Source organism: Streptomyces sp. NPDC041713, assembly GCF_055591085.1.
Genome location: NZ_JBVIZY010000008.1, coordinates 324496 through 344206 on the forward strand (window position 1 = coordinate 324496; position 19711 = coordinate 344206).

A 19711-nucleotide genomic window follows, 5' to 3' on the forward strand; every position below is an offset into this window, starting at 1 on the left:
GAAGGGAACGCAGATGAGACGTGGGACCAGGGGACCGGCCTGGCTCGGGGCGGCGCCGGTCACGGCCCTCGCCCTCGCACTCGCCCTGATCGCGGGCGGCTTCGCCGCGTGGGCGGGCTGGGGTTGGTACCACGCGGCGCACGACGACTCGTCGGGCTACGCGGAGCAGCGCGACGCGGCCCTCGCCGCCGGTGAACAGGCCGTCCAGAACCTCAACACCCTCGACCACCGCGGCATCGGCCGGGGCCTGGACCTCTGGGAGTCCTCCACCACCGGTGAGCTGCACGAGCAACTGGTGTCGGGGCGGGACAAGTTCAGCACCCAGGTGAAGACCGCCAAGACCGTGACCACGGCCAAAGTGCTGTCCGGCGCGCTCACCGAACTCGACACCCGGGCCGGCCGGGCCCGCGTCCTGGTCGCCCTGCGGGTGACGGTGAAGGCGCCCGGCGACGCGAGCACCGACAAGGACAGCCGCATGCTCGGCGAACTGACCCGCACCCACGGCGACTGGAAGCTCAGCGCGCTCGGCCAGGCCCCGGTCGGCGGCACGCCGGCCGGCTGACCGGCCGCAGGAGAGGACGACACACGATGCCGACGACCCGCCACCACCTGAACAACCTCCGCCGCCGCCAGGCCCGCGAGGCCCTGCGTACCCCGGGCACGTCCGACGCCACCCGGCCCCGTGAAGCGGTGCGCGTCTCGGCGACGAGCGACGCTGCCCGGCCCCGTGACGCGGTGCGCACGTCGGCCACGTCCGACGCCGCCCAGTCCCGTACCGACGTCGCCCGGCCCCGCGAAGGCCTGCGCACCACGGCCACGACCATCACGACCCAAAAGGCCGCGCCCGCGCCCGCGGGCGAGGACACCGACCAACCGCACGCAACACCCCCGCGCGGCCCCGCCCCCCGCCGCACACTCATAACCCTCTGCCTCGTGATCCTTGTCCTCGGCGGCTTCGCCGGCTGGGCGCATGCCCGGGCGGAGGCACTCCGCGACGCACCGGCCGCACGCAACACCGCCCTATCCGACACCGCCCGAACCAGCGAGATCAAGGGCCAGTCGGCCAAGGCCGTCGGCGCCCTCTTCTCGTACGACCACGCCCATCCCCGTGCGCTCGACGAGGCCGCGAAGGAATGGCTGACGGGGCGGGCCGTCGCCCAGCACCGGAACCTCCTCGGCGACATTCGCGAGCGGGCCGGCAAGCAGAAGGCGGTGATCACCACCACGGTCACCGACAGCGCGGTCGAGCGCATCGACGGTGACCGGGGCCGTGTCCTGGTCTACGCCGACCAGAGCAGCGTCAGCACGGCCGGTGACAAGAAGGCCGCAGACGACGGCACATACGCAGGAGCGATGTTCGCCCTCGACGTCGAGCGGCACGACGGGCGTTGGCTCGTCTCGGCCATCGACACCTTCAGCCGCTGACCCCGCCACGCCCCCACGCACGCCCCGCCCGCGTCCCCACCAGGGAGTGACAGACCATGCCCGAACACCGCGCCCGACGCCTGCCCGTCCGGACCCGGCGGGGTCTGCGGGCCACCGCCATCGCCGTGACCGCAGTGGCGGCGCTCACCGCCTCCCAGGCCCCCGGATTCCCGCACGAGGAGAGCGCCCGTGCGGCCGCAGACGACCGTGCCGCCGCCCCGGCCGGGGTCCTCCCGTACTCCGAACTCGCCCCGCCCGACGACGGTTCGTACCACACCGAGCTACCACCCCTGGTCGCCCCCGACGCCCCGCCGCACAGTGCGAGGGTCACCCAGGAGCGAGCCGCGTCCGGCATTCCGGGGACCGTGCTGCGCGCCTACCGCGCCGCGCAGCGGTCCGTCGGCCGGACGGACCCCGGCTGTGCGCTGCCCTGGGAACTGCTCGCCGCCATCGGCAAGGTGGAGTCCGGGCAGGCGCGCGGCGGCGCGGTCGACCGGCACGGCACGACACTCGGCCGGATCACCGGACCGGCACTCGACGGCCGGAACTTCGCCCTGATCCTGGACAGCGACGGCGGCGTCCACGACGGCGACACGGTGTACGACAGAGCGGTGGGACCGATGCAGTTCCTGCCGTCGACCTGGGCACGTTGGGGCGCGGACGGCAATGGGGACGGCCGCGACGACCCCAACAACGTCTATGACGCGGCGCTGGCGGCCGGCCACTATCTGTGTGCCGGGGAGCGCGATTTGAGCCGGACAGCCGATCTCGACCGGGCGGTCCTCAGCTACAACAACTCGCGCGCCTACCTCGAACTGGTCCGCACCTGGCTGGACTTCTACCGCAGAGGCGTGCACCCGGTGCCCGACGGCAAGGGCGTCATCCCGAAGTCTCCCGGCGCGGGCGGCGCCACTCCGGCCACCGGTCCGGTCGACAAGGGCGGCCGTGGGGGAAGCGGCGGCAAGGGCGGTGGCGGCGGCATCATCATCGGCCCCGACCCCGACAAGCCCTCCTCGTCCCCGTCCCCTTCTCCGTCGCACTCGGGCCCGTCCTCGCCGTCACCCGGGCCGACCCCGTCCACCCCGGGACCGGACCCCACCCGTCCACCGCAGCCGTCCCCGTCCGACTCCGCGACGCCGACGCCCACGCCGACCCCGAGCCCGTCCACGCCGCAGGACTGCCCCTCCGAGTCGGAGAGCCCCGCACCGGGCACCGGCGCGGCACCCGCCCCCGACCCGTCGGCTCCGGGAGAGGAGGAACCCTGCCCGGACCCCTCGGCGTCCGGCACCGACATCTGACGTCCTGTCGATCACCGGAGGCCTCAGCCGGGCGGCGGATGATGTTCAGGCGGCTCGGCTGACGTCCAGCCGTTCGGGCGACGCCTCGAATCCGGCCGCCTGGTAGGCGGCGACGGCGGCAGCGTTCGAGCTCGGGGTGCTGACGAGTGCGCTCGACGCACCCAGTTCACGCAGCGCCGCCGCAGCGGCGACGCTGACAGCCGTGCCATAGCCGCGACCGCGATGGTCGGCGTGTACGCCCACCGGCTCAAGGAGGCCGGGCTTGCCGGGTCCGGCCGACCAGACCGTCGCCGCGGCCACCGCGTTGTCCCGGTCGTCGTAGCCGATCAGGCAGCGGGCGTCGGCGTAGACCGGCCCGGCCGCGAGGACGTGCCAGACCTCCTCGGTGAACGTCGGGCTGCCGAACGCCGAGCGGTGCACTGCGGTCCGTACCCCCGCCGTCTCCGGGCCGGCCACCTCCACCCGCAGGCCGGATTCCTGCACCGGCCCGGAGAGATCGCGGCGCAGCGGCGTCCACGGCTCGTCCAGATGCCAGCCCGCCGTCAGGAGGACCTCGCGGAGCAGGGCGCCCTGGGGGATTTCGAGGCCGACCTTCCCGGGCGGCAGGACCCCGCGGTCCGGATCGTCGAGGTCGGCCAGCAGCCGGCGTGCCAGAGCGTCGTCCTGTCGCAGGTCCGGCGCGGTCGTCAGGCGCAGCACATCAGGGCCGTCCAGGAATCCGACGGCGACGATCCGTCCGTCCACGCTCCAGGTGCGGACGGCGGCGGCCAGTCTCTCCCCACCCAGCGCCCAGGCCCAGCCGAGGTCTCCGGGATGGAGTTGCAGCGGCGTGCGGTCGTCCTGCCATACGCGGAGGGCCTCCACGGCGTCGGTCAACGCGTCGACGCCGGGCTCGTTCAGAACGATCGTCATGTCCCGCATCCCACACCATCCCGGCGACCGGCCGCACCTGGTTTTGCACGGCCGGCGGGACCGGCGGGACACGCAACTGGACGGGGCACGGCCCTAGTTGGTCGTGTGGGTGGGGTAGACCTGCACGTCGGTGTAGGCGCCCTTGATGTCCCCGGCGCCCGCGGGCCACTTCAGGGTGACGGTGTGGGTCTCGTTCGGGGGCGTCACCAGGATGTGGGTCGGCGACGCGAGGCTCTCGCCGCTGGTGTCGATGTCGTAGGCGAGGTTGAAGACGGCGGCGTCGCCGGGCTTGAGGGTGGTGACCCGGGGCTGGGCCTGGCCGCGCTCGATCGGGCTGCTGGTGTGGTCGGCGTCCTTGATGTCGACGCCCGCGAAGCCCGTCGCCGAGCAGGTGGTCGAACCCCGGTTCGTCATGGTGACGTCGATGCGGCCGGTGTTCTCGTCGGGGGCGGCGTCCTGGGCGTCGATGGCGAGGTCCTGCGTCTTGCAGAACGTGACCTTGCCGCCGCTCTTCTTCGTGCCGCCCGCGGCTGCCTCGGCTGTCAGGTCCTCGCCGGACCCCGACTGCTGCTCGCCCGCCTTGGAGCTGCCCGAGCCCGAGCCGGCCTCCGACTTCGCGTCACCGTTCGAGGAGGAGTTCGAGGCGGAGGAGCCCTGGGAGGAGGCGTCCGTGCCGGAGTCGTCACCGCCGCAGGCGGTGAGGGAGAGGGCGGCGGCGAGGCTGACGGCGGCGAGAGCGGTGATGCGGGTGTTCTTCATGGCTTCTCCCAGAAGGAATCGACGTGTACGGGGGCGGTGGGTGCGGCGGGCGCGGTGCCTGCGGTCGTAACTATTTGTATCCCGCACCGAGTTACAGCCCTTCCTCCACGACGTCTTCGTTCTGTCACAGGCGCTGCCCTCATGGCCCTCGCGCTGCCCCTGAGGCCCGACGGGGCGTCACCTTCGGGCGCACCACCGGGCCGTACGCGCCCTCGACGCGTTGTCGCAGTCAGGGTCGCTGCGGGGAGCGAAGCACCAGCAGCGTGATCTCGCTGGGGGCGAAGACGCGGAACGGCGGGCCCCAGAAGCCGGTGCCGCGACTGGTGTAGAGGAGGGTGCGGGCGCCGTGCCGGCTGAGGCCGGCGAGGGCGGGTTGGTCGATGCGGACGAGATGGTGGAAGGGCCAGATCTGGCCGCCGTGGGTGTGACCGGAGAGCTGGAGGTCGACGCCGCCCGCCACTGCCCGGTCGATGAACTTGGGCTGGTGGGCCAGGAGCAGGACCGGCAGGTCGGGGTCGGCGCCGTGCAGGGCTCCGGCGAGGTGGGCGCGGTGTCCTGCCAAACCGGAGGACTCGGCGGTGACGTCGTCCACGCCGGCGACCACGAGGGTGTCGCCACCGCGTTCGAGCAGCAGATGACGGTTGCGCAGCGGCTCCCAGCCCAGCTCGTCCATCAGGTCGACCCAGCCCTGGGCCTGGCTGTAGTACTCGTGGTTGCCGGTGACGTAGACCCGGGCCCGGGTGGCTCGTACGGTGCCGAGCGGTTCGGCCTGGGCGCGGCGGCGTTCGGCCGTGCCGTCGGCGATGTCGCCGGTGTGGCAGACCAGGTCCGCGTTCAGGGTGTTGACCCTTTCGCAGACCCGCGCCGACCAGCGGGCACGGTCGAGCGGCCCGTAGTGGGTGTCGGTGATGAGGACGACGCGGGTGCCGTCCAACCCGGCGCCCAGGCGCGGGAGGTGCACGTCGACGTGGCGCACCCGTGGAACGCGGCGCGCCTCGGCGTATCCCCAGGCGAGCAGGACGGCGGACACGCCGAGGACCGCGCAGGTGACGATCCGGGCCCGGTTCTGCCCGTCGCCCGCGCCGGCCACGGCCAGGATGACGAGCGGCAGGACGCCGAGCAGGACGGACCAGGTGAACAGCACCCAGCTGGTCCCGAGGAGGATGTCCCCGACGATCGCCGCCCGGTCCTGCTGCCGCCGGCCGTGGCCGCGCATCATCGCCAGCGGCATACCGATCAGACCGAGGGCGAACAGGGCGGTGCCGACGAGAGTGACGGGCAGCGGCCAGTGCTGACCTGCGTGCAGCAGTACCCAACAGGGCACGGTCCACAGCAGGATGGGGGCGATCAAGGGGATGTAGCGCATGAAGACGCGCAGTGGGCTCCGCCGGGTCTCCTGCGCTGATTCGTCAGCGGATCGCGCTTCGCCGGTGTCGGTCACGCTTCCCCTCCTCCCGTCGCCGGACCCCTGCGGCCGGACTGTCGACGCGCGCAATGTATCCGGCGGTCCCAGAGGGACGTCCCGCCGGTTCCTGCTGGCGCGCGGGAACCGCTCACCGGGTCGGATCAATCCGTTTATCGGATTGGTAAAGAACGCCCGCCTCATCTGTTCTCAGCCACCACACAGGCGCAAGGATCCCCCGTACTGATCGAATCTGCTCGAATCGATGTGCGGGAGGCCCCACTTGAGAAGGACCCCAGGGACCAGACGGACGGCGGTGCTCGGTTCTGCGGGTGCCCTCGTCGCGGCGACGCTCATAGCCGGCGCCGTCGCGGCGCCGACGGCGAACGCCGAGGCCGGTGCGGGCAGCGGTGTCGCGGCCCGTTCCGGCAAGGACCGTGAGGCCCGCGGTGCCGCGCTCGCCGCCCAGCGCGCGGCGAAGGCCGGCATCGACTGGCGGGACTGCCCCGCCGACTGGGGGCTCGAGAAGCCGATCCAGTGCGGCTGGGTCGCCGTCCCGCTGGACTACGCCAAGCCCGACGGCAAGAAGATCAAGCTCGCCGTCGACCGCATCGGCAACACCGGTGACAAGAGCGACCGCCAGGGCGCCCTCCTGTACAACCCGGGCGGCCCCGGCGGCTCGGGCCTGCGCTTCCCGCGCCGGGTGACCACCAAGAGCGAGCTCTGGAAGAAGACCGCGAAGGCCTACGACTTCGTGGGCTTCGAGCCGCGCGGCGTCGGCCACTCCGCGCCCGTGTCCTGCGTGGACCCGCAGGAGTTCGTGAAGGCCCCGAAGCCGGACCCGGTCCCCGACAGCGAGGCCGACAAGCGCGCCCAGCGCAAGCTCGCCGCCGAGTACGCGGACGGCTGCCAGGAGCGCAGCGGTCGCCTCCTCCCGCACATGACGACGCCCAACACCGCCCGTGACCTGGACGTCATCCGTGCCGCACTCGGCGAGAAGAAGCTCAACTACCTCGGTGTCTCCTACGGCACCTACCTGGGCGCCGTCTACAGCACCCTCTTCCCGACCCACATCCGCCGCATGGTCTTCGACTCCGTGGTGGACCCGTCGCGGGACAAGATCTGGTACCAGGTCAACCTCGACCAGGACGTCGCCTTCGAGAAGCGTCTGGCCGACTGGATGAAGTGGGTCGCGAAGAACCACTCCGCCTTCCACCTCGGCACCACCGTCGGCAAGGTCCGCGCCCAGTGGGACAAGCTGCGCGCCACCGCGAAGAAGCAGCCCCTGGACGGGGTGGTCGGTCCGGCCGAGCTCATCGCGTACTTCCAGAGCGCGCCGTACTACGACTCCTCGTGGGTCGAGATCGCCACGAACTGGAGCAAGTACGTCGCCGGGGACCCCAAGCCCCTCATCGCGGCGGCGAGCCCCGACCCGAGCGACAAGGCCGGCAACGCCGCCTCGGAGAACAGCAACGCCGTCTACACGGCCGTCGAGTGCGCGGACGCGAAGTGGCCGCGCAGCTGGCGGACGTGGGACCGCGACAACTCCCGCATCCACCGGACGAGCCCCTTCATGACCTGGGCCAATGCCTGGATGAACCTGCCCTGCGCGACCTGGTCGAGCAAGCAGCAGACGCCGCTGGAGATCCGCAGCCACAAGGGGCTGCCGAAGACGCTGATCGTGCAGTCCACGCGTGACGCGGCCACCCCGTACACGGGCGCCGTCGAACTGCACAAGCGCCTCAAGGGCTCCCGCATGATCACGGAGAAGGGCGCGGGATCCCACGGGGTCACCGGACTCGTCAACCCGTGCATCAACGACCGGGTCGACACCTACCTGTTGACCGGCACGTCGGACGCCTCCGACGTGACCTGCGGCCCGCACGCCACGCCGAAGCCGTAGGGAACCGACGCCGAACCGGCCGTCATCGGGTGCTCCGTCCCGGTGGCGGCCGGTTCGGCATATGGCCTCCGGCCGCTGCGGTCCGCCTCATCGCGCGCCCGGCGTCGAGCCGCTCAGCTCAGCGGCATCCTCGGGAACTTCCGGGGTTCCCTGGCCCTCGCCGCCGCGCGTTCCGCTTCCTCCGCCTTCACGACCGCCGCGTACTTGTCCACGTACTCCTGTCCGGAGAGCCCGAGGATCGCGTACATGATCTCGTCGGTGACGGCTCGCAGCACCGCCTTCTCGTCGTCCATGCCGACGTAACGGGAGAAGTCGAGGGGCTCGCCGAAGCGGATCGTCACGCGCTTCAGCTTCGGGACCTTCCGGCCGGGCGGCTGCGCCTCGAACGTGCCGATCATGGCGCACGGGATGACCGGCACCTGCGCCTTGAGCGCCATCGCCGCGACGCCGACCTTCCCCTTGTACAGCCGTCCGTCGTGCGAGCGGGTGCCCTCCGGATAGATGCCGAGGAGCTCGCCCTTGCGCAGCACGCAGAGCCCCTCACGGATGGCGGCCTGGCCCGCCTCCTTTCCGGAGCGGTCCACCGGAATCTGTCCGGCGCTGCGGAAGAACGCGGCGGTCAGCCGGCCCTTGATGCCGGGCCCCGTGAAGTATTCGGCCTTCGCGAGGAAGGTGATCCGGCGCTTGATGATCGCCGGCATCAGGAAGTGGTCGGAGAACGACAGATGGTTGCCCGCGACGATCGCCGCGCCGTTGTCCGGCACGTGCTCCAGTCCCTCGATCCTCGGCCGGAACATCACCCGGAGCAGCGGGCCGAGGATCACGTGCTTGAGCAGTAGGTAGAACATGGCGGCAGCCTTCCCCCTCGTCCCGGTGCCGACGCACAGTAGCCAATCGAGCGCACGGATGCGAGAGCCCGTTCGGGCCCTTGCGTGCGGCCGCGCGGGGGACCGATCGGCGCGGCGGCTGGACCGACGGCCCGTACGGGGAGTGCCCTGGCCTCTGCCCGGCGTCCCCGTCGCCACGGAACGTCACCGAACCCTCCTCCGGAGGTCACCATGCGCTCAACGCGCCCGTCCGCTCTCGCGGCCGTCACCCTCATCGCGCTCGCCGCGGCCGTCCCGGCCCAGGCTGCGGACACCGCTTCCGCTGACACCGTTTCCGCCCCCAAGCGCGGGCTTCTCCTCACCCTCTCGGGAGACGAGAACACCTGGATCCGCGGCGTGCTGCTGCGGTGTGAGCCCGAGCCGTCGGGGCACCACCCCGCGGCGGCCGAGGCCTGTGCGGAGATCGCCGAGGCGGCCGGGGACTTCGAGGCCCTCCCGGCGGACCCGCGCGTCTGCACGAAGGAGTTCGAGCCGGTCACCGCGACCGCCACCGGCACGTTCCGCGGCCGGAACGTCAGCTGGCACAAGACCTATCCGAACGCCTGCGCCCTGCAGAACGAGACCGGTCACGTCTTCCGCTTCTGACGAGCCCCCTAGGCCGTCGCCGCCTCCGCCGCCCAGGCCCACGCGGGGCCACCCGGGCCTCAGGGCGTCCCGCGCGACAGGACCATCGCCAGCGTGATCAGGCCGACCACCACCCAGCCGAACCACAGCCAGCCGTTGCTTCCGAGGGCCACCGTGTAGGCCGTCACCATGACCAGCCCTCCGATGGTGAACCCACCCATGGTCTTCGTGGAACTGGGCATCGCTCAGCCTCCTCCCGGCGGCCTGCGACGCCCGTGCGCCGAGACCTCGGTCCTCAGACCATCGTCACCCGGAACGACCCCCGGGCGCTAGCGTCCGCGAGAGGCCAGTGAGGCCAGATAGGCGTTGTACGCCTCCAGCTCCTTGTCGCCGTCGCGGTCCGCGGCGCGGTCCTTGCGCCGTGCCTCGCGGTCCTCCGACTTGCGCCACTGGAAGAGCAGGGCGACCAGGACCACCACGGACGGGATCTCGCTGAAGGCCCAGGCGATGCCGCCCGCGGCCTCCTGGTCGGCGAGGGCGTCGATGCCCAGTGAGGCGGGCGGGTGCATGTAGGTGCCGATCATCGGCTGGGTGGCCATCATCAGCGCGATGCCGAAGAACGCGTGGAACGGCATGCCGGCGAAGAGCTCCAGCATCCGCATTACGTAACCGGGGCGGTGCGGGCCCGGGTCGACGCCCATGATCGGCCAGAAGAAGACCAGGCCGACGGCGAGGAAGTGCACCATCATCGCGATGTGGCCCGCCTTGGAGCCCATCAGCGTGTCGAAGATCGGCGTGAAGTACAGCGCGTACAGGCTCGCGATGAACAGCGGGATGGTGAACGCGGGGTGCGTGATGATCTTGATGTACCGGCTGTGCAGCAGCCAGAGCAGCCACTCGCGCGGCCCCTTGCTGCCGCGCGCCGCCACCGGCAGCGCCCGCAGCGCCAGTGTGATCGGCGCGCCCAGCAGCAGCAGGATCGGCGAGAGCATGCTGATCACCATGTGCTGGGACATGTGCACGCTGAACATGACCATGCCGTAGTCGTTGAGCTTGGTGCACATCACGAGCAGCACCGTGAAGATACCGATCACGAAGGCGATCGTGCGGCCGACCGGCCACTTGTCGCCGCGCCGCACGAGCCGGGCCACGCCCCACCCGTACAGGGCGAGGGCCACCAGGCAGCCGATGAGGAAGAAGGGGTCGGCCGAGAGTTCCAGGCCTCGCCCCAGCGTGAACGGCGGCAGATCCATGTTCATGCCGTGCCCGCTGTGATCCATCCAGTGGCTCCTGATTCGTGCGGATTGTGCGACGTGTGTCCGCACCAGACTAGAACCGCCCCCGGCCGCAGACACGACCGGGGGCGAGTAAGGCGACGGGCGCCGGACCTACAGCACGCACTCCGCTTCCGCGTACCGCTCGTCGGGCACGGTCTTCAGCGTCTCGACGGCCTCGGCCAGCGGCACCGTCGTGATGTCCGTGCCGCGCAGCGCCGTCATCCTGCCGAACTCGCCGCGGTGCACGGCCTCCACGGCGTGCCAGCCGAAGCGGGTGGCGAGGACGCGGTCGTACGCGGTGGGGGTGCCGCCGCGCTGGACGTGGCCGAGGATGACCGGCCGGGCCTCCTTGCCGAGGCGGTGTTCCAGTTCGAGGGAGAGCTGCCGGGCGATGCCCGCGAACCGCTCGTGGCCGTAGATGTCCTTGGCGCCCTCGTCGAACTCCATGGAGCCGGCGCGGGGCTTGGCGCCCTCGGCGGCGACGACGATCGCGAACTTCTTGCCGGCGGAGAAGCGTTCGCCGACCTTCGCCGCAAGCTCCTCGATGTCGAAGGGGCGTTCCGGGACGACGATGGCGTGCGCACCGGCGGCCATGCCCGAGTGGAGGGCGATCCAGCCGGTGTGCCGCCCCATGACCTCGACGATGAGGACGCGCTGGTGCGACTCGGCGGTGGTCTTCAGCCGGTCGAGCGCCTCGGTCGCCACGCCCACGGCGGTGTCGAAGCCGAAGGTGACGTCGGTGACGGCGATGTCGTTGTCGATCGTCTTGGGCACACCGACGATGGGAAGACCCGCGTCGGAGAGGAGCCGGGCCGCCTTGAGCGTGCCCTCACCGCCGATCGGGATGATCGCGTCGAGGCCGAGGTCGACGACGTGCCCCTTGGCGCGTTCCACGCCGTCCCGCAGATGGGCGGGCTGGACGCGCGAGGAGCCGAGAATCGTTCCGCCGCGGGCGAGGATGCCGCCCACCGCGTCGAGGTCCAGCTTGCGGTAGTCGCATTCCAGGAGGCCTTTCCAGCCGTCGTGGAAGCCGATGACCTCGTCGCCGTGGTCCGCCACCGCGCGGTGCACGACGGAACGGATGACGGCGTTCAGGCCGGGGCAGTCGCCGCCGGAGGTCAGCACACCAATGCGCATGGCCCGGAATACCTTTGCAACGTGGGTCGGTGACCGGACCACGTCGTCCGGCTGGATCCCCGCCACCCTATAGGCGCCGGGGGGCGGGGCCGCATCAGGCGTCCGAGGGCTGGACGGCCCCGCTCACATGTGCGGGCGGGGCGTCAAGCGGGCTCTCGTCCCGCGTGTCGCGCGGGCTCTTCCTCCGGGGTTACGCGGGCTGCTGGGCGGCCGCGATGCGCTCGTTGCGCAGCGCCTCGTACCAGCGGTCGTCCGTGGGCGGCAGCGCGTTCACGTCGAGGGCCAGCTTCAGGAGCAGGTCCGCGATGAGCGGGTTGCGGGCCAGGACGGGACCGTGCATGTACGTACCGAAGACGGTGCCGTTGTACGCGCCCTCGGTGCCGTCGCCCGTGCCGTTGCCCCGGCCCAGCGTGACGCGCGCGAACGGGCGCGCCGACGGGCCGATGTGCGTGATGCCCTGGTGGTTCTCGAAACCGGTCAGCGGGGGCAGACCCAGCTGCGGGTCGATGTCGCCGAGGACGTCGCCGACGCACCGGTCGCCCTCGCCGCGAGTGGAGACCACGTCGAGCAGGCCGAGGCCCGGCTCGCGCTGGCCGAGGTCGTTGATGAACTCGTTGCCGAGGATCTGGTAGCCGGCGCAGACCGAGAAGACGATCGCGCCGTTGCCCACCGCCCGCTGCAGGCCGCCGTCGCGGCGCAGCCGCTCGGCCGCGAGGCGCTGCGGACGGTCCTCGCCGCCACCGATCAGGTAGATGTCACCGGAGGTGGGCACCGGCTGGTCGCTGCGCACGTCGTAGCGCTCGACCTGGAGGCCGCGCTGGTGGGCGCGGCGCTCCACGACCAGGGCGTTGCCCTGGTCTCCGTACGTGCTCAGCAGGTCGGGGTAGACCCACACCAGCCGCAGGCTGTTGTCGCTCATGCTCATTTGTCCCTACGAAGATCTAGAGGGCCGGGCGGGTCAGTTGCCGACGCGGCGGCGCAGGTCCTGGAACGCGGTGTAGTTCGCGATGGTCTCGATGCGTCCGGGCGGGGCGAGCTGCACGGCCTCGTCGAGGCTCTCGCAGACGCGGAAGTCCAGGTTCGCGACCTCCAGGCGCACCGCGAGGTCCAGCTTGCGGTCGCCGAGCACGAAGATCGGGTGACCGGCCAGGCGCGTGTAGTCGACGTCCCACAGCCAGGAGGTGTCGGTGCCGTCGGCGCCGCGCGCGTTCACCGAGAGGATCACCGGGGTCGGCGGCGGGTCGATCAGCGAAAACGTTTCGAGCCAGCCCGCGGGGTTCTTCGCGAGCAGCAGGCGCAGGTCGCGCCCCTGGAACTGCACGACGTCGTAGCGACCGGCGACCGCCTGCACCTGGTACATGCGCTCCAGGGCGACCTGCGGCGGCACGCCGAACACGGCGGCGACGGCCGCCGAGGAGGCGGCGTTGGCCTTGTTCGCCCGGCCCGGCAGCTGCAGGTGGATCGGCCAGGCCGAGCCGTGCGGGTCCAGGACGTGGTCGCCGGAGAGCACCCAGCTGGGCGCCGGACGGCGGAAGCCGCACTCGCCGCAGAACCAGTCGTCCCCGGGACGCTGCATGACGCCACCGCAGGAGGGGCACGACCAGGCGTCGTCCTTCCACTCCTGGCCCGCGGCCACCCACACCACGTTCGGCGACGAGGAGGCCGCCCAGACGACCAGCGGGTCGTCGGCGTTGGCGATGACCACGGCCTTGGAACCGGCCAGGCCCTCGCGCCAGTGCTCGGCGAGCATGCGGGTCTCCGCGGCGCGGTCCAGCTGGTCGCGCGAGAGGTTCAGCAGCGCGATCGCCTTGGGGTCGACGTCACGGGCGACGCCCGCGAGGTACTTCTCGTCGACCTCGATCACGCCGAACCGCGCGTCCGAGCCGCCCGCGAGGGCGGAGGTGATTCCGGCGGGCATGTTCGCGCCCAGCGCGTTCGAGACGACCGGGCCGCTGGCGCGCAGCGCCTCGGCGATCAGACGCGTGGTGGTCGTCTTGCCGTTGGTGGCCGACACGAGGACCACGTCCAGGTGCGTGGCGAGCCGTCCGAGCAGTTCGGGGTCGAGCCTGAGCGCGACCTTGCCGCCGATCACCGATCCGCTGCCGCGGCCCGCCGCGCGTGACACCGCCGCGGCCGCCTTGCCCGCCGTCACGGCCAGCTTGGCCCGCGGCGACAGCGGGTCCGTGTTGCCTGACATCTGTCGAGATCCTCCTTGCGTACGGCGCCGCGCCTGCCCCCGGCATCGATTCGCTGCCCAGCCTATCGAGATCCACAGACAAGCCCGAATCACGGCACCACCGCGACACCTCGCCGGTGCCGCTCCTGTCCCTGGACCGTACTCTTGCCGCCATGCGACACGGCACGATCCCGGGCGCCTCGGGGCGCGTACGACCTCTGACCCTGCTCGGTGACCCTGTGCTGCACGCGCCGTGCGAGGAGGTCACCGACTTCGGTCCCGAACTGGCGCAGCTCGTCGAGGACATGTTCGCCACGATGTACGCCGCCCGGGGGGTGGGGCTCGCCGCGAACCAGATCGGCGTGGGCCGGCGGGTGTTCGTGTACGACTGCCCGGACGACGAGGACGTCCGCCATCTCGGACACGTGGTCAATCCGACGCTCGTCGAGGCCGATGGGGTGATCGTGCGGGGCCCCGAGGGGTGTCTGTCGCTGCCCGGTCTGGAGGCGGGCACGCCGCGCTTCGACCACGCCGTGGTCGAGGGCTTCGATCTTCGCGGGGAGCCGGTCCGGGTGCACGGCACGGGCTGGTTCGCGCGCTGTCTCCAGCACGAGTGCGACCACTTGGACGGCGGTGTCTACACCGACCACGTCACGGGCTGGCGGCGCCGCAGGGTCCTGCGGGCCGCCGCCAAGGCCCCCTGGAACGACTGAGGTCAGAACCCGGGCCCGCCGACGCGGTTGCCGGCGGCGGCGAGCCGGCCCCACAGCAGATCGGCGAGGCTGCGCACCAACTGGGCGCGCGGGCACGGCCGTTCGCCGAGCCACCAGTCGCCTGCGGCGTGCATCATGCCGACGATGCCGTGTCCCCACACCCGGGCGAGCTCGGCGCCCTCCGGGCCGAGGTCGACGCGCTCCTCGATGACCTCGGCGAGCTCCTCGCCGAGTCGGCGCAGCAGCGGGGCGGAGTGCAGTCCGACGTCGAAGCCCTGCTCACCGGGGGAGGGGGCCTCGGACGGATGCATCAGGAAGCGGTAGACCTGGGGCCGGGCCTCGATGGCCGCGAGGTAGGTGTCGAGGGTGGCCTCGACGCGTTCCCTGCGCTCGGCGGGTGCGTCGAGCGCGGCGCGCAGGGCTTCGAGGAGGGCGTCCGTGTGCCGCTTGGCGAGCGCCGCGTACAGGCCGCCCTTGTCGCCGAAGTGGCGGTAGAGGATGGGCTTGGTGATGCCCGCCTCGGCGGCGATGGCGTTCATCGAGGCGCCGGGGCCGTCGCGGAGCACCACTCGGTCGGCGGCTTCGAGCAGCTCGCGCCGTCGGTGCTCCGCGGACCGCTGCTGATCGGTCCGCTGCGTGGTCTCCATCGTTTCTCCCCGCCCGTGCTGAATCGGTGACGCACGCGCAACGTAACACCCGCCGGCGGGTGCCCATCGAACGGGCTGCCGGGAGTTGACATGGACTACTGGCCGGTAACACACTGCGGTTACCGCAAGTAACGTCGCAGTTGATCGCAGGTCCTGGAGGGGTCATGGCCGAGTTCACCATGGAGCTCAACGACGAACAGAAGGAGGTCCGGGACTGGCTCCACGGGTTCGCCGCCGATGTGATCCGCCCCGCGGCCGCCGAGTGGGACGAGCGCGAAGAGACCCCGTGGCCCATCATCCAGGAAGCCGCGAAGATAGGGATCTACTCGCTCGATTTCTACGCCCAGCAGTTCTTCGACCCTTCGGGCCTCGGCATCCCGATGGCGACCGAGGAGATCTTCTGGGGCGACGCCGGTATCGGCCTGTCCATCATGGGCACGGGTCTGGCCGCCGTCGGCGTCCTCGCCAACGGCACCGAGGAGCAGATCGGCACCTGGATCCCGCAGATGTACGGCGACGTGAACGACGTGAAGGTCGCCGCCTTCTGCTCCTCCGAGCCGGACGCCGGATCCGACGTGGCGGCCATGCGGACCCGCGCCGTCTACGACGAGGCCAAGGACGAGTGGGTCCTCAACGGCACGAAGACCTGGGCGACCAACGGCGGCATCGCCAACGTCCACGTGGTCGTCGCGGTGGTCGACCCGGAGCTCGGCTCCAAGGGGCACGCCTCCTTCATCGTCCCGCCGAACACCCCCGGCCTGTCCCAGGGGCAGAAGTTCAAGAAGCACGGCATCCGCGCCTCGCACACGGCCGAGGTCGTCCTGGAGGACGTGCGCGTGCCCGGCCACTGCCTGCTCGGCGGCAAGGAGAAGCTGGACGAGCGCATGGCCCGCGCGCGGGAGCGCGCCAAGTCGGGCGGTGAGCGGGTGAAGAACGCCGCGATGGCCACCTTCGAGGCCTCCCGCCCGGCGGTCGGCGCCATGGCGGTGGGCACGGCCCGCGCCGCGTACGAGGAGGCCCTGGAGTACGCCAAGACGCGTACGCAGTTCGGCCGCCCGATCATCGACAACCAGGGCGTCGCCTTCCAGCTCGCCGACATGCGCACCCAGATCGACGCGGCCCGCCTCCTGGTGTGGCGCGCCTCCTGGATGGCCTCCACCGGCAAGAAGTTCGAGTCGGCCGAGGGCTCCATGTCGAAGCTGTACGCGAGCGAGGTCGCCAAGAAGGTCACCGCCCAGGCGGTCCAGATCCTGGGCGGCAACGGCTTCACCCGCGAGTACCCGGTGGAGCGGATGCACCGCGACGCCGCGATCTACACGATCTTCGAGGGCACCAGCGAGATCCAGCGCCTCGTCATCGCGCGGACGCTGTCGGGGATGCCGATCCGCTGAGCGCGGGCGTGGACGGCTGCGGCGTCATCGGGTGCTGTCAGCGCACCAGCAGGTCGATCACGCCCGTGAGGCCTTCCTCGCCGCTGCCTTCGGCCAGGCGACGGCGCATCAGGGCGAAGTAGGGGCTGAGCAGTTCCGGGCTGACGCCCTGCTGCTCGGCCGTGCTCAGGAAGGTCGGCGCGCCGGCCACCTGCATGGCGAGGTTGGAGACGACGCCCTCGGTGTAGTCGCCGCTGCGCAGCTGGCCGGCGGTCTGATGCACCGCCGGGGCCATCGCGACCAGCCAGTCGGCGAGCAGCGGGGCGAGCGAGGCGGGGTCGATGTCTTCCTTGCGGATCAGGGCGAAGGCGTGCGCGGCCCCGGCGAACATCCCGTACATGGCGCTGAGCAGGGCCACGTCGTGCAGGGCCGCGAACCCCGCGTCCTCGCCGACGTAGGTGGCGCCGGCCGGGACAGCCAGGGTTGCCCGGTGCTGCTCGAAGAGTTCCCGCGAGCCGCTGTAGAAGACGTAGCCGCCGGCTTCCGGGGCGCCGATCATCGGAGGGACGGCCATGATCCCGCCGTCGAGGTAGCGGGCGCCCCGCCGGTCGGCCCACGCGGCGCGGGCGCGGGCCTGGGCAGGGGTGCTGGTGATCAGATTGACCAGGTCCTTGCCGGTCAGGTCGGCGTCGGCGAGGACTTCCTCGGCGGAGGCGTCGTCCAACAGGCAGACGAAGACCAGGGTGTTGGCCGCGACCGCCTCGGCGGCGCTGTCCGCGACGCTCGCGCCCTCGGCGGCGAGCGCCGCGGCGCGGGCCGGGGTGCGGTTCCAGACGGTGAGCGGGTGGCCCGCCGCAAGCCAGGTACGGGCCAGCGCGGTGCCCATCGCGCCGAGGCCGAGCAGGGTGACGGAGGTCTTCTCAACGGTGTGCTGTGTCATGCCGTCAAGGCTGGTCACAGGCCCGCAGCCGATCAAGTACGCACTTCGGAGTGGGTGGTTACCCTGAGGTGAGCGAGCACGTCAGAGGGGTGGGGGCATGACGACGCTGAACCGGCCGGGCGCACCAGACGGACACGTCTGCGGGATCGACACCGCGATGGAAGTGATCGGCGGCAAGTGGAAGGTGCTGATCCTCTGGGCGCTCCACGAGCACCCCTGCCGCCGCTTCGGCGAGCTGCGTCGACTGCTTCCCGGGATCACCGAGAAGGTGCTGGCCTCGCACCTGCGCGAGATGGAGACGGACGGCGTCGTGTGCCGCGTTTCCTACGACGAGGTGCCGCCCCGCGTCGAGTACTCGCTGACCGGGGACGGTCAGCGCCTCAACGAGGCACTCGAGCCGCTGGCCGCCTGGGGGCGCGAGCGCTCGACTTTGTCCGTCCGGAGACCTTGACAACTCGATTGGTCTGGACCAGCTTTGCCCGCAGTAGCGGTGGCCACCGTCGTTCACTTCCGTGCTGTACCTCTCCCTGGAGGTAATCCGTGGACCGTGTACGTCAGGGCCGCCCCGGCATGCGCCGGAGATTCGGCGCGGTGATCGGCGTCGGCGCGGCCGCCGCGCTGGCCGTCACCGCGCTCGCCGCACCCGCGCAGTCGGCGGACGCCGCGGCGGCGGATGTCAATGTCGCCAAGAACGCCGGGTTCGAAGCGGGTCTGAGCAACTGGACCTGCGCCGCGAACAGCGGCGCCTCCGTCACCGCACCCGTGCACGACGGGGCGAAGGCCCTCAAGGCCGCTCCGTCCGGCCAGGACACCGCCGAGTGTTCCCAGACCGTCGCCGTGAAGCCCAACTCCACGTACAAGCTCAGCAGTTGGGTGCAGGGCAGCTACGTCTACCTCGGTGCCCGCGGCACCGGCACCACCGACGTGACGACCTGGACGCCGGGCAACTCCTCCTGGCAGCAGCTCTCCACCAGCTTCAGCACCGGCGCGAACACGACGTCGGTCACCGTGTACACGCACGGCTGGTACGGGCAGGGCGCGTACTACGTCGACGACGTGAGCGTCCTCGGGCCCGACGGGGGCGGCGGCACCGACCCGGTGGAGATACCGCCCGCGCCGGCCGGCCTCGCGGCGGGCGCCATGACGTCGACGTCGGTGGACCTGTCCTGGACGCCGGTGTCCACCGCCACCGGGTACACCGTCTACCGCGACGGCACGAAGGTCGCCTCGGTCGGCGGCGCGTCCACGACCGTCACCGGTCTCACGCCGGACACCGCGTACAGCTTCCAGGTGAGCGCCGTGAACGCGGCAGGCGAGTCGCCGAAGTCGGCGGCGGTGTCCGCACGGACCGCGAAGGCGGGCGGCGGGGACGGCGGCACCGTGCCCAAGCACGCCCTGACCGGCTACTGGCAGAACTTCAACAACGGCGCGACCGTGCAGAAGCTGCGGGACGTGTCGGCGCAGTACGACATCATCGCCGTCTCCTTCGCCGACGCCACCTCCACGCCGGGACAGATCGCCTTCAACCTGGACCCGGCCGTCGGCTACTCCTCCACCGCCGACTTCAAGGCGGACATCGCCGCGAAGCGCGCCGCGGGCAAGTCCGTGATCCTCTCGGTCGGCGGCGAGAAGGGCAGCGTCTCGGTCAACAGCGACGCCTCCGCCACGGCGTTCGCGGACAGCGCCTACGCCCTGATGCGGGAGTACGGGTTCGACGGCGTCGACATCGACCTGGAGAACGGCCTCAACCCCACCTACATGACGAAGGCGCTGCGCCAGCTCGCCGCGAAGGCGGGCCCGAAGCTGGTCCTCACGATGGCGCCGCAGACCATCGACATGCAGTCCACGTCCGGCGGGTACTTCCAGACGGCGCTGAACGTGAAGGACATCCTCACGGTCGTCAACATGCAGTACTACAACAGCGGTTCGATGCTGGGCTGCGACGGCAAGGTCTACAGCCAGGGCACCGTCGACTTCCTGACCGCGCTCGCCTGCATCCAGCTCGAGGGCGGCCTCGACCCGTCGCAGGTCGGTCTCGGCGTGCCCGCGTCGACGCGCGCCGCGGGCAGCGGTTACGTGGCCCCCTCCGTCGTGAACAACGCTCTCGACTGTCTGGCCCGCGGCACCGGCTGCGGCTCCTTCAAGCCGTCGAAGACGTACCCGGGACTGCGCGGCGCCATGACGTGGTCCACGAACTGGGACGCGACGGCGGGCGGCGCGTGGTCGGGCTCCGTCGGCCCGAAGGTGCACGGCCTCCCGTAACGAAACCGGTGGCAGAGCGGGCGGGCCGTGTGCGGGCCC

Annotated in this window: 20 protein-coding genes; 9 read left to right on the forward strand and 11 right to left on the reverse strand. The window is 71.5% G+C overall.

Translation table 11 applies throughout. From position 1 onward, the window contains the following. The first annotated feature begins 13 nt into the window (after positions 1–13). The 3 genes from ACZ6CV_RS25275 to ACZ6CV_RS25285 are packed head-to-tail and all read left to right on the forward strand — an operon-like array spanning position 14 to position 2723. Positions 14–562, forward strand: coding sequence for a hypothetical protein (locus tag ACZ6CV_RS25275; protein ID WP_469252975.1), 549 nt, complete (start codon positions 14–16; stop codon positions 560–562). Between the two features lie 26 nt (positions 563–588). After that, positions 589–1425: a hypothetical protein gene (locus ACZ6CV_RS25280; protein ID WP_469252976.1), complete on the forward strand. Its 837-nt coding sequence runs from the start codon at positions 589–591 to the stop codon at positions 1423–1425. Positions 1426–1481: 56 nt separating this feature from the next. Next, positions 1482–2723 carry a lytic transglycosylase domain-containing protein gene (locus ACZ6CV_RS25285; RefSeq protein ID WP_469252977.1) on the forward strand — a complete coding sequence of 414 codons (1242 nt, stop codon included), beginning with the start codon at positions 1482–1484 and terminating at the stop codon, positions 2721–2723. 45 nt (positions 2724–2768) lie between these two features. Here the strand turns inward: ACZ6CV_RS25285 and ACZ6CV_RS25290 are convergent, their stop codons facing one another. The 3 genes from ACZ6CV_RS25290 to ACZ6CV_RS25300 all read right to left on the reverse strand — a co-directional run bounded on the left by ACZ6CV_RS25290 (position 2769) and on the right by ACZ6CV_RS25300 (position 5835). Further along, on the reverse strand, positions 2769–3635 hold the full coding sequence (locus ACZ6CV_RS25290) for a GNAT family N-acetyltransferase (protein ID WP_469252978.1): 867 nt from the start codon (positions 3633–3635) through the stop codon (positions 2769–2771). Between the two features lie 93 nt (positions 3636–3728). Then, positions 3729–4394 (reverse strand): DUF4232 domain-containing protein, encoded by a 666-nt coding sequence (locus ACZ6CV_RS25295; protein WP_469252979.1) that lies wholly within the window; start codon positions 4392–4394, stop codon positions 3729–3731. Between the two features lie 229 nt (positions 4395–4623). Continuing rightward, a complete protein-coding gene (locus ACZ6CV_RS25300; RefSeq protein ID WP_469252980.1) occupies positions 4624–5835 on the reverse strand; it encodes a metallophosphoesterase in 1212 nt (403 codons plus the stop codon). A gap of 226 nt (positions 5836–6061) precedes the next feature. Between ACZ6CV_RS25300 and ACZ6CV_RS25305 the strand changes: the two genes are divergently transcribed. Continuing rightward, positions 6062–7699: an alpha/beta hydrolase gene (locus ACZ6CV_RS25305; RefSeq protein ID WP_469252981.1), complete on the forward strand. Its 1638-nt coding sequence runs from the start codon at positions 6062–6064 to the stop codon at positions 7697–7699. Positions 7700–7812: 113 nt separating this feature from the next. Here ACZ6CV_RS25305 and ACZ6CV_RS25310 read toward each other — a convergent pair whose 3' ends face one another. After that, positions 7813–8547 carry a lysophospholipid acyltransferase family protein gene (locus tag ACZ6CV_RS25310; protein ID WP_469252982.1) on the reverse strand — a complete coding sequence of 245 codons (735 nt, stop codon included), beginning with the start codon at positions 8545–8547 and terminating at the stop codon, positions 7813–7815. A 210-nt stretch (positions 8548–8757) separates the two neighbouring features. Between ACZ6CV_RS25310 and ACZ6CV_RS25315 the strand changes: the two genes are divergently transcribed. Then, positions 8758–9171 (forward strand): SSI family serine proteinase inhibitor, encoded by a 414-nt coding sequence (locus tag ACZ6CV_RS25315; protein ID WP_469252983.1) that lies wholly within the window; start codon positions 8758–8760, stop codon positions 9169–9171. A gap of 59 nt (positions 9172–9230) precedes the next feature. On the opposite strand, the gene ACZ6CV_RS25320 is transcribed toward ACZ6CV_RS25315, so the two are convergent. From ACZ6CV_RS25320 to ACZ6CV_RS25340, 5 genes are all read right to left on the reverse strand, one after another. Next, on the reverse strand, positions 9231–9392 hold the full coding sequence (locus ACZ6CV_RS25320) for a hypothetical protein (RefSeq protein WP_358708901.1): 162 nt from the start codon (positions 9390–9392) through the stop codon (positions 9231–9233). Between the two features lie 87 nt (positions 9393–9479). Continuing rightward, positions 9480–10430: a cytochrome c oxidase assembly protein gene (locus ACZ6CV_RS25325; protein WP_362373205.1), complete on the reverse strand. Its 951-nt coding sequence runs from the start codon at positions 10428–10430 to the stop codon at positions 9480–9482. A gap of 108 nt (positions 10431–10538) precedes the next feature. Continuing rightward, a complete protein-coding gene (locus ACZ6CV_RS25330; protein WP_469252984.1) occupies positions 10539–11564 on the reverse strand; it encodes a 6-phosphofructokinase in 1026 nt (341 codons plus the stop codon). Positions 11565–11754: 190 nt separating this feature from the next. Next, positions 11755–12483 carry a type 1 glutamine amidotransferase gene (locus ACZ6CV_RS25335; protein ID WP_355806914.1) on the reverse strand — a complete coding sequence of 243 codons (729 nt, stop codon included), beginning with the start codon at positions 12481–12483 and terminating at the stop codon, positions 11755–11757. A 39-nt stretch (positions 12484–12522) separates the two neighbouring features. After that, positions 12523–13761, reverse strand: a complete 1239-nt coding sequence (locus tag ACZ6CV_RS25340) for a MurT ligase domain-containing protein (protein ID WP_355806916.1) — start codon at positions 13759–13761, stop codon at positions 12523–12525. A gap of 152 nt (positions 13762–13913) precedes the next feature. On the opposite strand from ACZ6CV_RS25340, the gene def reads away from it, so the two are divergent. After that, complete coding sequence (gene def, locus ACZ6CV_RS25345) at positions 13914–14453, forward strand: peptide deformylase (RefSeq protein WP_469252985.1); 540 nt, start codon at positions 13914–13916, stop codon at positions 14451–14453. 2 nt (positions 14454–14455) lie between these two features. Here def and ACZ6CV_RS25350 read toward each other — a convergent pair whose 3' ends face one another. Beyond that, positions 14456–15100, reverse strand: a complete 645-nt coding sequence (locus ACZ6CV_RS25350; RefSeq protein WP_355806920.1) for a TetR/AcrR family transcriptional regulator — start codon at positions 15098–15100, stop codon at positions 14456–14458. A gap of 164 nt (positions 15101–15264) precedes the next feature. Here ACZ6CV_RS25350 and ACZ6CV_RS25355 point away from each other — a divergent pair, with 164 nt between their 5' ends. Next, a complete protein-coding gene (locus tag ACZ6CV_RS25355) occupies positions 15265–16491 on the forward strand; it encodes an acyl-CoA dehydrogenase family protein (protein ID WP_469252986.1) in 1227 nt (408 codons plus the stop codon). Between the two features lie 37 nt (positions 16492–16528). On the opposite strand, the gene ACZ6CV_RS25360 is transcribed toward ACZ6CV_RS25355, so the two are convergent. Continuing rightward, positions 16529–17410: an NAD(P)-dependent oxidoreductase gene (locus ACZ6CV_RS25360; RefSeq protein ID WP_469252987.1), complete on the reverse strand. Its 882-nt coding sequence runs from the start codon at positions 17408–17410 to the stop codon at positions 16529–16531. Positions 17411–17507: 97 nt separating this feature from the next. Between ACZ6CV_RS25360 and ACZ6CV_RS25365 the strand changes: the two genes are divergently transcribed. Further along, entirely contained in the window at positions 17508–17861 is a 354-nt protein-coding gene (locus tag ACZ6CV_RS25365; protein WP_469252988.1) for a winged helix-turn-helix transcriptional regulator, read from the forward strand. A gap of 89 nt (positions 17862–17950) precedes the next feature. Further along, a complete protein-coding gene (locus ACZ6CV_RS25370) occupies positions 17951–19672 on the forward strand; it encodes a chitinase (RefSeq protein WP_469252989.1) in 1722 nt (573 codons plus the stop codon). Positions 19673–19711: the final 39 nt, after the last annotated feature.

Excerpts from the sequence above, each read along its gene's own strand:
- ACZ6CV_RS25290 (WP_469252978.1), bottom strand. The coding sequence starts at position 3,635 with ATGACGATCGTTCTGAACGAGCCCGGCGTCGACGCGTTGACCGACGCC.
- ACZ6CV_RS25285 (WP_469252977.1), top strand. The coding sequence starts at position 1,482 with ATGCCCGAACACCGCGCCCGACGCCTGCCCGTCCGGACCCGGCGGGGT.
- ACZ6CV_RS25305 (WP_469252981.1), top strand. The coding sequence starts at position 6,062 with ATGTGCGGGAGGCCCCACTTGAGAAGGACCCCAGGGACCAGACGGACG.
- ACZ6CV_RS25310 (WP_469252982.1), bottom strand. The coding sequence starts at position 8,547 with ATGTTCTACCTACTGCTCAAGCACGTGATCCTCGGCCCGCTGCTCCGG.
- ACZ6CV_RS25365 (WP_469252988.1), top strand. The coding sequence starts at position 17,508 with ATGACGACGCTGAACCGGCCGGGCGCACCAGACGGACACGTCTGCGGG.
- ACZ6CV_RS25275 (WP_469252975.1), top strand. The coding sequence starts at position 14 with ATGAGACGTGGGACCAGGGGACCGGCCTGGCTCGGGGCGGCGCCGGTC.
- ACZ6CV_RS25335 (WP_355806914.1), bottom strand. The coding sequence starts at position 12,483 with ATGAGCGACAACAGCCTGCGGCTGGTGTGGGTCTACCCCGACCTGCTG.
- ACZ6CV_RS25355 (WP_469252986.1), top strand. The coding sequence starts at position 15,265 with ATGGCCGAGTTCACCATGGAGCTCAACGACGAACAGAAGGAGGTCCGG.
- ACZ6CV_RS25330 (WP_469252984.1), bottom strand. The coding sequence starts at position 11,564 with ATGCGCATTGGTGTGCTGACCTCCGGCGGCGACTGCCCCGGCCTGAAC.
- ACZ6CV_RS25315 (WP_469252983.1), top strand. The coding sequence starts at position 8,758 with ATGCGCTCAACGCGCCCGTCCGCTCTCGCGGCCGTCACCCTCATCGCG.
- ACZ6CV_RS25280 (WP_469252976.1), top strand. The coding sequence starts at position 589 with ATGCCGACGACCCGCCACCACCTGAACAACCTCCGCCGCCGCCAGGCC.
- ACZ6CV_RS25320 (WP_358708901.1), bottom strand. The coding sequence starts at position 9,392 with ATGCCCAGTTCCACGAAGACCATGGGTGGGTTCACCATCGGAGGGCTG.
- ACZ6CV_RS25295 (WP_469252979.1), bottom strand. The coding sequence starts at position 4,394 with ATGAAGAACACCCGCATCACCGCTCTCGCCGCCGTCAGCCTCGCCGCC.
- ACZ6CV_RS25350 (WP_355806920.1), bottom strand. The coding sequence starts at position 15,100 with ATGGAGACCACGCAGCGGACCGATCAGCAGCGGTCCGCGGAGCACCGA.
- def (WP_469252985.1), top strand. The coding sequence starts at position 13,914 with ATGCGACACGGCACGATCCCGGGCGCCTCGGGGCGCGTACGACCTCTG.
- ACZ6CV_RS25325 (WP_362373205.1), bottom strand. The coding sequence starts at position 10,430 with ATGGATCACAGCGGGCACGGCATGAACATGGATCTGCCGCCGTTCACG.
- ACZ6CV_RS25340 (WP_355806916.1), bottom strand. The coding sequence starts at position 13,761 with ATGTCAGGCAACACGGACCCGCTGTCGCCGCGGGCCAAGCTGGCCGTG.
- ACZ6CV_RS25360 (WP_469252987.1), bottom strand. The coding sequence starts at position 17,410 with ATGACACAGCACACCGTTGAGAAGACCTCCGTCACCCTGCTCGGCCTC.